The following is a 12,202-nucleotide window of genomic DNA, read 5'->3' as shown; positions in this document are numbered from 1 at the left end:
TTTGACATCAAACGGAAGCTGACCACCAAGCTTACATTGCTGATTCTCACCCTGCTATTCATCTTGCTTTCTGTTATGAGCGGCCTCTATTTAATCATTTTAGAAAATTCGTTAAAAACACAAATTCAAGCCAGAGCGCTCGATATGGCGAAAACGCTCGCCCAGATGCCTTCCGTCCAGGAAGCCTTTGAAACGGACGATCCGTCCCGAATCCTTCAGCCAATTGCAGAAAACGCGAGAAAGCAGTCCGGTGCGCAATACATTGTGATCGGCTCGGCGGATGCGATTCGCTATGCGCATCCGCACCCGGGAAAAATCGGCAAACCGATGGTCGGCGGAGACAATCAGCGCGCTCTTGAAAAAGGGGAAGCATATATTTCGGAAGCCGTCGGCACGCTTGGCCCGGCCATCAGGGGCAAAGCCCCGATCCTTAATGAAAACGGCAAAATCGTCGGAATCATCTCAGTCGGTTTTTTAAAAGAAAATATTCAGGATACCGTCTCTCAATATCAGACAAAATTAATATTTTTATTAGGATTTGTCGTGCTGATGGGGGTTTTGGGAGCCGTCTATATTTCCCGCAATGTCAAAAAGTCTATTTTCGGTCTTGAACCTTATGAAATTAATCAATTATATACTGAAAAACAGGCGATTACAGAATCTGTGCACGAGGCCTTGATCGCCATCAACAAACATGAAGAAATCACGCTCTTGAATAGAAAAGCGTGTGAGCTCCTTCGCGTCGAAAGCGAAGATCAGTGGCTCGGCAAACCGATTTCCGAACTTCTTCCAGATACGCTGCTCCCCGAAGTACTGAAAACGAAAACGGCGCAAAAAGATCAGGAATTAACGATCGGAAATGAAGAATTAATCGTCAACAGAGTGCCGATTTTCGAAAACGAAAAAATCCGCGGGGCCGTTGCAAGCTTCAGGAGAAAGACGGACATTGACGAACTCTCCAAAAAGCTGGCGCAAACTTCGCAATACGCGGAAGGTCTGAGAGCCCAGACCCACGAATATTCAAACAAGCTGAACACGATCGCGGGACTGATCCAGCTGGAAAGCTATTCTGAAGCGCTCGAATTGATCCAAAAAGAGAACAAAAGCCATCAGGAAATGCTGCGATTTCTCATCCATTCGATTCCTGATCCGCTTCTTTCCGGGTTGCTGCTGGGAAAGGTCAACCGTGCAAAAGAGCTGCACATCAACCTGGAAATCGATGAAAGCTCAAAATTGGACGCTTTGCCGGACGAAATGGACAAAGGCAAATTCATTACGATTTTAGGAAATTTGATTGAGAATGCTTTTGACGCCGTTTCCCACAAAAAAGACCGCAGCATCCTTGTCTTCTTGTCAGACGGGGGAGATCACATCTTAATTGAAATCGAAGACTCGGGAGACGGTATTCCCGAGGGGGAACAGGAGCGGATCTTTCAAAAATTTTATTCGACAAAAGCGGCTAATCACCGCGGTCTCGGCCTCTTTTTAGTCAAAGAAGCCGTCAATGCGTTAAACGGACAAATCAAAGCGGATAAAAGCGACCTTGGCGGAGCATTGTTTACTGTCGTGATACCAAAATAGAGAAACGCTGGGGGACTGACCTATGAAAGCATTACAAGTGTTTATCGTGGAGGATGACATCAGGAACGCTGACATACATCAAAAACTGATCAGCAAAATTGAAGGATTTTCTGTTATTGGAATCGCAGAAAATTTTCAAGATGCAAAGGATTTGCTTCCGGACGTGAAGCCCGACCTTGTCCTGCTCGACATTTTTCTGCCGGACGGCTTAGGCATGGAGCTTCTCTGGCTGATCAGACAAAAGCTCAGACATACAGACGTCATGATGATTACGGCGGCGAAAGAAGTTGAGTATGTCGAACAGGCGATTCGCGCGGGAGCCGTCGATTATTTGATCAAGCCGATTATGTTTTCCAGGCTGAAAGAAACGCTGTTAAACTATCGGTCCTACCGGCTCAAGGTAAATGAAATGTCTTCAATCGATCAGACAGACGTTGACAGCTTGATGGCAAAAAGGCGAAGCATCATGAAAGAAAAACAAACCGCTGAAGCCGATTATCCGAAAGGAATCGACGGCCTGACGCTGAAAAAAGTAGCCGGCGTTTTAAACAAAAGCGAAAACAGCGATGGCATCACCGCCGAAAATCTCGGGCGCACCATCGGTGTCAGCCGGACGACCGCAAGGCGCTATTTAGAATTTTTAGCTGCGGAAAAGCATGTAAAAACAGAACTTTTCTATGGAACCGTCGGACGTCCCGAACGCCGCTACAAGCCTGTGAAAAATGAAAGTCCGGAAACGTAGCGTTCCGGACATCAAAAGCTCAGCCTTCCAAATCGATCGACTTTTTATTTTTGTTCTTCATTGCCCGGGAAATCGGTGGTACGATGAGCGACAAAAGAGCCGTAATCAATAAACCGATTGTGACGGGACTTTCAAAAAACACGGACAGGCTTCCTGATGACAGCGTCATCGCTTGTCTAAACGATTCTTCCATCAAACTTCCGAGAATAAAAGCTAAAATAAACGGAGCCGCCGGAAAAGACAGCACTCTCATAAAATACCCGAGGATTCCGAAGAACACCAGAATATAAAGATGTACGACATTAAATGTCACAGCATAGACGCCGATCAGGCAGAAAACAAATATGAGCGAAATTAAAAGCTGCTTCGGAATCAGAAGAATTTTTGACAAGAAAGGAATTAACGGCAAATTTAAAATCAGCAGAAATAAATTGCCGATATACATGCTTGCGATCACGCCCCAGAACACGTCGGGATGATCCGTCAGCATGAGCGGTCCCGGCTGAACGCCGACGACCAAAAGGGCGCCGAGCAGGACGGCCGTTGTCCCTGATCCGGGAATCCCGAGTGTCAGAAGGGGCACGAATGCGCCGCTCGTTGCCGCATTGTTCGAAGTCTCAGGTGCTGCGACCCCTTTAATATTTCCCTTGCCAAACGTTTCAGGATGTTTTGAGATTCTCTTCTCTGTAATATAAGAAATAAATGATGCAATTGTCGCCCCTGCACCGGGCAGGATGCCGAGCAAAAATCCGATGACCGAATGCCTTGCGATCGGTCCCGAAATCTCTTTCATTTCGCTTTTCGTCACCTTCAGGCTGCCGACCTGAGACGCTCCTTCCGTCATCGGCTTGTTCCGCGTCTTGATCAAGAACGCAACTTCAGCAAGTGCAAACAAACCGAGAGCCACGATCAGAAAATCGATGCCTTCCAGAAGGCTTGCCGCACCGAATGTAAACCGTTCGGTCCCCGTCTGCGGATCAATCCCGATGGTAGCGGTCATAAAGCCCAATGTCGCAGAAATCAGCGCCTTGACTGTCGATCCTTCGGAAAGGCTTGAAATTGCCACCAAGCCGAGCATCATCAATGCAAAATATTCTGTCGGCCCAAATGTCACCGCAATGTTTGCCATTGTCGGTGCGACGAGCATCAGCGCAACTACGGTGATCGTTCCGCCTGCGAAAGAGCAAATTGCAGCGATGGCAAGGGCTTTTCCCGCTTTCCCCTGCTTTGCCATCGGATAGCCGTCAAACGATGTCGCGACAGTGCCCGCTACTCCGGGGGCATTTAACAGAATCGATGACGTCGAACCGCCAAAGACCGCTCCGTAATAGACACCCGCCATCAAAATTAACGCGGAGGCCGGGTCCATTCCGTAACTTAACGGGATCATAATGGCAATCGCGGTGATCGGCCCGAGCCCAGGCAGCATCCCGATAACCGTCCCGATCAGCACCCCGATAAAAGCGAACATGATATTCTGCGGAGTCAGCGCCACCTGAAATCCGTATAATATACTATCTAACATGCACTTTCCTCCTTATGTTCGATTAAAAAGGCATAACCCCCTGCGGAAGCATGATGTTGAGCACATAGTTGAATGAAAAATAAATTGTGCCGCTGAAAATCAGTGAAACGAGCGCAGCCGTTGTCCAATTTCGATATCCCAACACCGCGGGCAAAACGATCAGCAGCATTACCGTAGAAAGCAAAAATCCGATGAATTCCAAAATCGAAATGTAGATCAACAGAGAAGCAACACAGAGCATCATGACCTTGACGTCTTTTTTCTTCAGCTGAAACAGCTTTTTCACCGTTGTATCTTTTTGATCTTTTTCAAAAAACAGAAATACACCCAAAATGAGAAGCAATATGCCTAAACTTTTCGGCAGCACGTCCGCATCGATCACCGCGTACGGATAGCTGTCTAAATTAAAGCTGAGCGCCAGGTAAATGGCTGCCACAGCCAAAATGATGACAGAAACGGCCCGGTTTGTGATTCTCATGGTTTACACCAGCCTTTCTCGATTTCAGCTTGCCGGTCGCCGGCTGTGCCGGGCAAAGCTTTTAAGGCTTTCCCGTGCCGGCAACCGCGCGGAGACCATTTTATTTGCCACCCAATCCGATATCATCAAGGAGCGCTTCCATTTCTTTATATTGAGCGTCAAGATAGTCTTTGAATTCTTGATGGCCCATAAACTTATCCGTCCATCCATAGCTGTCCCGAATCGATTTCCAGCTGACTTTTTCCATCATCTCTTTGATTTTTTCTTCATAATATTTTACGGCGGACTCGCTCATCCCCGGAGGTCCCATAAATCCTCTCCAGACCGTAAATTCATCATCGATTCCCTGCTCTTTTAAGGTCGGAAAATCTTTGACCGTATCTCCTTTCATGCGTTCGGGAGCGGTGATGGCCAGCACTCTGACTTTTCCGGCTCGCGCCTGTTCGGCCGCTTCACCGACACCCGTCGAGTAGACGTCGGCTTTTTTACCGAGCAGCATGCTCATCCCGGCGCCGTCTTGCGCCGTAATGTATTTCAGCTCTTTCGCATCAACGCCAGCCTTTTGAACAGCGCTGACAAATTGCATGTGGTCCATGCTTCCCGGAGAAGACGTCCCTACAATAGAGGCTTTTTTCGGATCTTTTTTCAGCGCATCCACAAGATCTGTCATCGACTGATAAGGCGAATCTTTATGAACAACAAACGCTCCGTAGTCGGCAATCACGCTTGCGATCGGCGTAAAATCATTGTGACCGTACTGGGATTGTCCGTTTAAAGGCACGAACAAAATCGGCGGAGATGTAACAAACAACGTATGGTTATCACCTTTTTTGCGGTGGACATACGACCATCCCGACCCTCCCCCGCCGCCCGGTTTATTGACGACAGCCATCTTTTCAATCAATTTTTCTTCACCCATAATTTTCGAGATCGTTCTGGCCGTTGTATCCCATCCCCCGCCGGCTCCGGCAGGCGCAACGACCTCAATTGCTTTCGAAGGTTTAAAGTCTTTTTCGTTCGCGGCTTTATTTGAAGCCGTGTTTCCGCCGCATCCTCCCAAAATCAGCGCAAACACAAGCAAAATTGTAAAGCCGTAACATCTACCCCTCTTTGTCATGTTGTGCTCCCCCTTCATTGTAATCGCTTTCATTATAGCTTCCTCGACTTTTCGTGCACAGTTTAACTGCATAATATTCTTTTTGTTCATAAAGTTCACAAAAATCTTCCTCAAATAGAGATGTAATTTTTGTTAAAGGATAATTATGGGATCAACTTCTGACCAATTAAAAACCCCTCTCCGCAGAGAAGGGTCAGTCTTTCAATTTGATATTACATTTTTTAAGGAAGGTACATCGCAAATTTGCCGTTTGCCACAAGGCTGTTTAGCATGTAAAGACATGATCCGTAATAATCTTCTGGAATATATGTGCTGTTAAACGCATTGGCAAATCCCGTCCTTAATGATGCATCGCTTGCTGCAGTCGCGCCGCCCGCATTGGCGGCGATCAGGCCAACCGGGCTTCCTTTTTTGACGGCCGTCCCATTCAGCGTATATTCATGGGCCGTTCTCCCGTAGTTTTCCCGTTTCATAAACGTCAAGAACTTGTTAACCGCTTTTTGCTCGCTGGCGCGATATGCGTTATCTGCCGAGGACCAAAGTGTATGATCCATAGCGATATGAGACACCGTCCGCCAAGCATCATAGCTGAAATTTCGGTCTGTTTCCGTTGAGGAATGAGCCGCATCGCTTACGCCGTCAAAGCCGGCTTCATCGGGAAACAGCCCTGTGGCCGCATTGGTGACGGTTGATCCGTTATTTAACACGCTTTTAAACGTTGTTTCTGACAAGTATGTTCGAGATTTGTTTGCTGCATCTTTCCAAAAATACTGCTGGCTGCTTCTGGCGCTTTTAGCGAACAACTCGAAAAAAGCAGGAACGTGGTAGGATGGGTCCGTCCAATTGACATAAGGGCCGAATCGAACCATCGCATAGCGCTGATCCTTGCTGTTTTTAATAAACACTCGCGATTCCTTACCTGTGTTGGCGTATTCTCCATCACCGGCCAAAGCGTCAAGCATGTCTTGAGCCCGCTCTTTGTAATCGTACGGGTATTTTTTATCTCCCCAGCGGCCAGATGCCATCATGAGCGCTGCCGCAAACCAGACCTCGCCGTCAGATGCAACATTCTGATCAATGGTTTGCACGTCTGAGCCGTTCGTTTTCATATGCCAGCTATGGTAGCCGTACAAACTGTCGCTTCTGTCGGAATGGCGCATATATTTACGGACGAAATCCCACAGCTTTTGGAACTTATACTCATCATTCATTTGCAGCGTAATCATCATCCCGTAACTCATACCCTCTGTTTTGACGCTGTAGTAGCCATTGCCCAGGTTATCGTCCGTCGTCGAAGCGATGTAAGCTGAACCGTCCTTCATATAATGAAACAGCGATCCGCCTTTACCATCGCCTTTTGTATCAAAGTATTTTTTATAGGCCTGATTCAAATTGTTTTTACCCGTTGTTCCGAGAATATCCGGAGTCTTGGAATGTACGGCTGCCATGGCTGTTTGAGAATAAGCGGCACAAAAACATGTTAAACCAATAAAGACAGCCATGATCCATTTTAAACTTTTTCGCATCAAATCAATCTCACCTTTCAAAATTTGTCATAACACCAATCCATCTTAATCAATGAAACTGGAAGTGTATAGATCAGATTGACCCTATTTGGTTTGGTCCGAAATGATCGTTTTCTTTTGAAAGTGGTGAGCCGTTTGAAAGATGTAGAACGGGAGGAGGGAAGTTGTGGAGAATTGAAGCTCTTTGTTATATTTGTTCCAGAAAGTTAAAGCCGGCTTCAAAAGAAACCGGCTTTTTTATGCGAAGTGCTTTTTTATTGTATGAAGAGCATGATCCGCTGCAATCAGTGTTCCATACTCTTTCAGCATATGAATCGTCGTCTTTGATTCTGAGGCATACTCCAGCAGAATGCTCAGCTGGTTTTCCACCTCTTCATCAGGCAGTTCACTGAAATCCACGAATAAATAATAGCGGTTCTCGTGAGAGTACAATGTCGTTTGGCAGCCGCTGATAGACATTTTTGACAGTGAGATTAAATCCTCAAAATCGTCAAACTTTAAAACAAACTGCAGTTTCTGCTCTTCTGCCTGCTCTTCTTTTTGAAAGTCGTCAAGCAAAGCATCAAGGCTTTCTTCTGCTACATGCTGTTTTTTATCTTCAGGAATCGGCAGTTCCAGCTTTTGTCCGTCTTTGGACAGCTGAGCTCTTGTCACAATGATTTCCAATCCCTTATCAAGGGCCTGCACTTGAATCCAAAGGGGGCCTTCAACGGCAAACTCTTCTTCTTCGTGCACTTCGTCCATCATTTCCCAAAAAAGCTCTTCACTGCGTTCTCGATTGTACCAAATTTCTTCTCTGTCAAACCCGCGGTCTTCGATATCACCGTAGGAAATATAAAACTTAACCGTATGTTCGTTTATTCTTTCGATTTCCATTTGCCAACCTTCCCTTCTTTGTAAGATGTTGAAGGGATAACTAAGCTCCCAATTAATTGTACTTTACTACACTTTACCCATTACGTCCACTTCTTAACCTTATCCATGATCAATCTTTATTTTCTATTTTATGATAAAAAAGGCGGAAAAGAAATAAAAACGCCTCCAAGGCCAAGCTAACATATTTTCCGGCCTGCTTCATATATTAGTTGTACAAGCAGCAGCTGTAGAAGCGGGTGCCTTTTAGGCAAGTCCCGATGCAAAGGCAAAGCGAGGTGCCAGTTGATGGAACACGATGTACTGATGTCGTTCCTTGTGATCATCGGAATCGATCTCATACTTGGCGGCGACAACGCTGTTGTGATTGCAATGGCAAGCCGTCATTTGCCTCCACGGCAAAGACAAAAAGCGATCATCATCGGCACATTGATCGCCATCATGATGAGAATCGCGCTAACAATGGCAGCAGTGTACCTGCTCGCGGTTCCTTATCTGCAATTTATCGGAGGAATCTTCCTGTTGTACTTAGGATATCAGCTTTTGATTGAGAAAAAAGATGCCCAGCATGTCAAAGGCGGGACATCTTTATTTAAGGCGATCCGTATCATCGTGATTGCCGATTTGTTCATGTCGCTCGATAATGTGATTGCGGTCGCTGGAGCTTCGCACGGACGCCTGATGCTAGTCGTTGTCGGCTTGATGGTCTCCGTCCCGGTCATCATTTGGGGCAGCAGGCTGATTCAAGCGGCCCTTGCAAAGTTTCCGCTCTTCATATACGCGGGAAGCGGACTGCTCGCTTATACCGGCGGCGAAATGATCGTCAGGGAGCAGGAGTTGTCTTCCTTTATGGCGCAGCATAGCACCCTCGAAATGCTGCTGCCCGTCCTGACGGTGATTTTTGTGATTCTAGCCAGTATTTATTATGAACAGACGAGTGAAAAGCATTAAAAAAAGAAGGCTGAAAAATTCAGCCTTCTTTTAGTTTGCGAGACGCTGCGCTTCACGAAGCTGGAATGTGCGCACTTTGCGCGGCAGGAAGCGGCGGATTTCGTCTTCGTTGTATCCAACCTGCAGGCGCTTTTCGTCAATGATGATCGGACGGCGCAAAAGGCCCGGATGTTCATTGATGAGCTGGTACAGCTCTTGAAGCGGCATTGTTTCAAGGTTGACGTTCAATTTTTGGAACACTTTGGAACGGGTTGAAATAATTTCGTCTGTTCCGTCCTCCGTCATTCGTAAAATCTCTTTTATTTCATCAATTGATAAAGGCTCTGAAAAAATATTTCTTTCCGTATACGGAATATCATGTTCTTCTAACCATGCGCGCGCCTTTCTGCAAGACGTGCAGCTTGGGGATGTATATAATGTAACCATATTGCTTCACTCCTTAAAAAGTAGAATGAAATTAGCGTATTCTTAAATTGAAATAAATCTAAAAAAGTAATCTTTATTGAGTATTATACTATAAAAAAGTAAGTGTGAACAGTCTGTAACAGAAATTTTTTGACAATCCAGCGACTTTTGCTTTTTTATGCCATCTGTTATTCTCATTTAGCTCAATTCATCGAAAATGTTTTTTTGTTTATGATCGTCAACAATCGTAAGGACGTCATCCACATCTTCATAAGATTCTCCATACCACTTCTCATCTTTGTATGTATGGATTTTTTCGTACGTTTCTTTCATCGCGTCAAACACTTCTTTCTCTGTGTTTGATTTTGGAGACCAATACAAAATCTCCATTTTGTTCACTTTGCCGGTTGCGAGTGACCGGCGACGGTAACCAATCGACTCAGCGTGTTTAAAGTTTTCCTTTTGATAAAATTTAAGACGTTTCGCCGTATCGGCATCATCTTCATCCACGGGCTCGACTTCGAGGAGGATCGGTTTGTTTTTCTTTTTCAGCTTCTCAATCAGCTTGGAACCAAGTCCCTGTCCTCGCGCGTCTTTAGAAACGAATAAATAGTCGATGAAAATAAAAGAGTCGAATTCGGCGTACATCAACACATGATGACGGCCTTCTTCTTTATGGTAAATATCGTTTTGTTCCTTTAACAATGCTTCCATGTGCTCTTTTGATTTCATTTCTTCAATTGGGAAATACTCGCTAAGCTTCTCATACCAGTTCATTGATTTGCTCCTTATGGATGTTCTAATTTCACACTTTAGATATACCCGCTTTCTTTTTAGTTTAAACAAAATCTTTTTAGAAAGGAGCTTCAGTGAAGCTGAGCATGTTACCTACATATACTAAGACGGTTGTCTCCCGCGAAGGTTTCAAATTTTTTCTCAAAAAATTGCCGGCGGTTGTTCGGCATAAAAAAAAGACAGCCTTGTGACGGCTGTCTTCCTGCTTCGTTTATTTGGTTTGATAGGCTTTAAATTCTTCCTCTGTACACATGACGAAATGGCCGGGCTTTACTTCACGAAGCTCCATCTGTTCGTCGCCTTTCAGCTGGTGGACGCTTGGATCATACGTCTTCCGCACGCGCGTACGCTCATAATCCGGATCAGGGAGCGGAATGGCGGAAAGCAATGATTGTGTATACGGATGAAGCGGATTTTCATACAGTTCATCTGCCGGCGCCAATTCAACAAGCTTCCCAAAATACATGACGCCGATCCTGTCGCTGATATATTTGACCATCGACAGATCGTGAGCGATGAAAAGGTATGTAAGCCCTCTTTCCTTTTGCAAATCCTTCATTAAATTGACGACTTGCGCCTGAATGGACACGTCTAGAGCGGAGATCGGTTCATCGGCAATGATGAATTCCGGCTCGACAGCAAGCGCCCTTGCGATTCCGATCCGCTGGCGCTGTCCGCCGGAAAATTCGTGCGGATAGCGGTTCGCGTGCTCTTTATTTAAGCCGACGAGTTTGAGGAGTTCATGAACGCGCTCAAGCCGCTCTTTTTTCGTTTTGGCCAAACCGTGGATGTCAATTCCTTCTGCGATGATGTCGGCAACCGTCATCCGCGGATTCAAGGAAGCATACGGGTCCTGAAAAATCATCTGCATCTTCCGGTTGAATTCGAGAAGGTCCTTGGCAGACTTTTTGTCGTGGACATTCTTTCCCTTAAACAAGACTTCTCCGGAAGTCGCTTGATACAAACGAATGATCGAACGGCCAGTCGTCGACTTTCCGCAGCCGGATTCACCGACAAGACCGAGCGTCTCTCCTTTGAAAATGTCAAAAGAGATTCCGTCAACAGCTTTCACAATCCCTTTCGGCGTTGAAAAGTGCTGTTTTAAATTCTTGATTTCGAGCAGTTTTTCTGCCACATCATTCACCTTCTTTCACTTCAACCGGTTTTTCATACTGATTTTTAAACTCCTTCATCTTGCTTTTGACAGCGGCCGGCGGCTCAACTTTTGGAGCGTCCGGGTGCAAAAGCCATGACTTCACATAGTGTGTATCAGATATTTTAAACATCGGCGGTTCTTGTTCAAAATCGATTTTCATTGCGTAAGGGCTTCTTAATGCAAAGGCATCGCCCTTCGGCGGATTGGTCAAATCAGGCGGAGAGCCCGGTATCGCCATTAATTCTTCATCACCGTCGTTGTCAAGGCTCGGCATTGATGCCAACAACCCCCATGTATACGGATGCTTCGGGTTGTAGAAAATCTCGTCGACCGTACCGATCTCCACAATTTGTCCCGCGTACATGACGGCGACTCTGTCTGCGACATTCGCGACAACGCCGAGATCGTGCGTAATAAAAATGATGGATGTCTCGATCTTTTTCTGCAATTCTTTCATCAGCTCTAAAATCTGCGCCTGAATCGTCACATCAAGAGCTGTCGTCGGTTCGTCCGCGATTAAAAGCTTTGGATTGGCCGCAAGCGCCATCGCGATAACGACGCGCTGCCGCATCCCACCGCTGAATTCGTGCGGATACTGGTTGACGCGGCGTTCAGGCATCGGAATTCCGACCAGGCTGAGAAGCTCTACCGCCCGCTTATTGGCCTCTTCTTTTGAGATCTTTTCATGCTTAAACAGCACTTCTGTGATTTGACGGCCGACTTTCATCGTCGGGTTCAAAGAAGTCATCGGATCCTGAAAGATCATGCCGATCTCTTTTCCCCTGATTGACTGCATTTGTTTTTCCGTTTTCGGAACCAGGTCTTGTCCGTCAAATAAAATTTGTCCGTTTTTAAAATAGCCCGGCGGCATCGGAATCAGTTTCATAATCGCCTGCGAAGTGACGCTTTTGCCTGATCCGGATTCTCCGACGATCGCAAGCGTCTCTCCTTTGTCAACATGAAAGTTGACTCCGCGGATCGCCTGTACTTCTCCGGCGTATGTTTTAAAAGAAATGGCTAAATCTTTCACTTCAAGTAAGTGTTTCATCTTTC

General features: G+C 46.0%; 12 protein-coding genes and 1 pseudogene. 3 read left to right on the top strand and 10 right to left on the bottom strand.

Features of this window, described 5'->3' with window-relative positions:
- Positions 1 to 36: 36 nt before the first annotated feature.
- Together M1D59_RS06455 and M1D59_RS06450 are read left to right on the top strand one after the other, a co-directional pair.
- Positions 37 to 1,581, top strand: coding sequence for an ATP-binding protein (locus tag M1D59_RS06455; RefSeq protein ID WP_193743917.1), 1,545 nt, complete (start codon positions 37 to 39; stop codon positions 1,579 to 1,581).
- Between the two features lie 22 nt (positions 1,582 to 1,603).
- Complete coding sequence (locus tag M1D59_RS06450; RefSeq protein WP_458117889.1) at positions 1,604 to 2,323, top strand: response regulator; 720 nt, start codon at positions 1,604 to 1,606, stop codon at positions 2,321 to 2,323.
- Between the two features lie 19 nt (positions 2,324 to 2,342).
- Here the strand turns inward: M1D59_RS06450 and M1D59_RS06445 are convergent, their stop codons facing one another.
- The 6 genes and pseudogenes from M1D59_RS06445 to M1D59_RS06420 form a co-directional block, all read right to left on the bottom strand.
- The gene (locus M1D59_RS06445) at positions 2,343 to 3,848 is read right to left on the bottom strand and encodes a tripartite tricarboxylate transporter permease (protein WP_003180636.1); all 1,506 of its coding nucleotides are present in this window, start codon (positions 3,846 to 3,848) and stop codon (positions 2,343 to 2,345) included.
- Between the two features lie 22 nt (positions 3,849 to 3,870).
- Positions 3,871 to 4,326 (bottom strand): tripartite tricarboxylate transporter TctB family protein, encoded by a 456-nt coding sequence (locus tag M1D59_RS06440; protein ID WP_003180634.1) that lies wholly within the window; start codon positions 4,324 to 4,326, stop codon positions 3,871 to 3,873.
- Between the two features lie 100 nt (positions 4,327 to 4,426).
- The gene (locus M1D59_RS06435; RefSeq protein ID WP_458117888.1) at positions 4,427 to 5,443 is read right to left on the bottom strand and encodes a tripartite tricarboxylate transporter substrate binding protein; all 1,017 of its coding nucleotides are present in this window, start codon (positions 5,441 to 5,443) and stop codon (positions 4,427 to 4,429) included.
- Positions 5,444 to 5,664: 221 nt separating this feature from the next.
- A complete protein-coding gene (locus M1D59_RS06430; protein WP_095290031.1) occupies positions 5,665 to 6,969 on the bottom strand; it encodes a glycosyl hydrolase family 8 in 1,305 nt (434 codons plus the stop codon).
- A 237-nt stretch (positions 6,970 to 7,206) separates the two neighbouring features.
- Entirely contained in the window at positions 7,207 to 7,845 is a 639-nt protein-coding gene (gene mecA, locus M1D59_RS06425) for an adaptor protein MecA (RefSeq protein WP_003180627.1), read from the bottom strand.
- A pseudogene (locus M1D59_RS06420) lies at positions 7,827 to 7,952 on the bottom strand (hypothetical protein). Before M1D59_RS06420 ends, mecA begins: the two are co-directional and overlap by 19 nt.
- A gap of 178 nt (positions 7,953 to 8,130) precedes the next feature.
- Between M1D59_RS06420 and M1D59_RS06415 the strand changes: the two are divergent.
- The gene (locus M1D59_RS06415; RefSeq protein ID WP_020450936.1) at positions 8,131 to 8,793 is read left to right on the top strand and encodes a TerC family protein; all 663 of its coding nucleotides are present in this window, start codon (positions 8,131 to 8,133) and stop codon (positions 8,791 to 8,793) included.
- A gap of 30 nt (positions 8,794 to 8,823) precedes the next feature.
- Here M1D59_RS06415 and spxA read toward each other — a convergent pair whose 3' ends face one another.
- The 4 genes from spxA to M1D59_RS06395 all read right to left on the bottom strand — a co-directional run bounded on the left by spxA (position 8,824) and on the right by M1D59_RS06395 (position 12,197).
- Positions 8,824 to 9,219, bottom strand: coding sequence for a transcriptional regulator SpxA (gene spxA, locus M1D59_RS06410; RefSeq protein ID WP_003180621.1), 396 nt, complete (start codon positions 9,217 to 9,219; stop codon positions 8,824 to 8,826).
- 177 nt (positions 9,220 to 9,396) lie between these two features.
- Positions 9,397 to 9,975, bottom strand: coding sequence for a GNAT family N-acetyltransferase (locus M1D59_RS06405; RefSeq protein ID WP_003180619.1), 579 nt, complete (start codon positions 9,973 to 9,975; stop codon positions 9,397 to 9,399).
- A gap of 229 nt (positions 9,976 to 10,204) precedes the next feature.
- Entirely contained in the window at positions 10,205 to 11,128 is a 924-nt protein-coding gene (locus M1D59_RS06400; protein ID WP_023856654.1) for an ABC transporter ATP-binding protein, read from the bottom strand.
- Position 11,129: 1 nt separating this feature from the next.
- Complete coding sequence (locus tag M1D59_RS06395) at positions 11,130 to 12,197, bottom strand: ABC transporter ATP-binding protein (protein ID WP_020450934.1); 1,068 nt, start codon at positions 12,195 to 12,197, stop codon at positions 11,130 to 11,132.
- Positions 12,198 to 12,202 lie beyond the last annotated feature (5 nt).

This window comes from Bacillus sp. PK6-026 (assembly GCF_054161455.1).
This window is presented reverse-complemented; position numbering and strand designations above follow the sequence as displayed.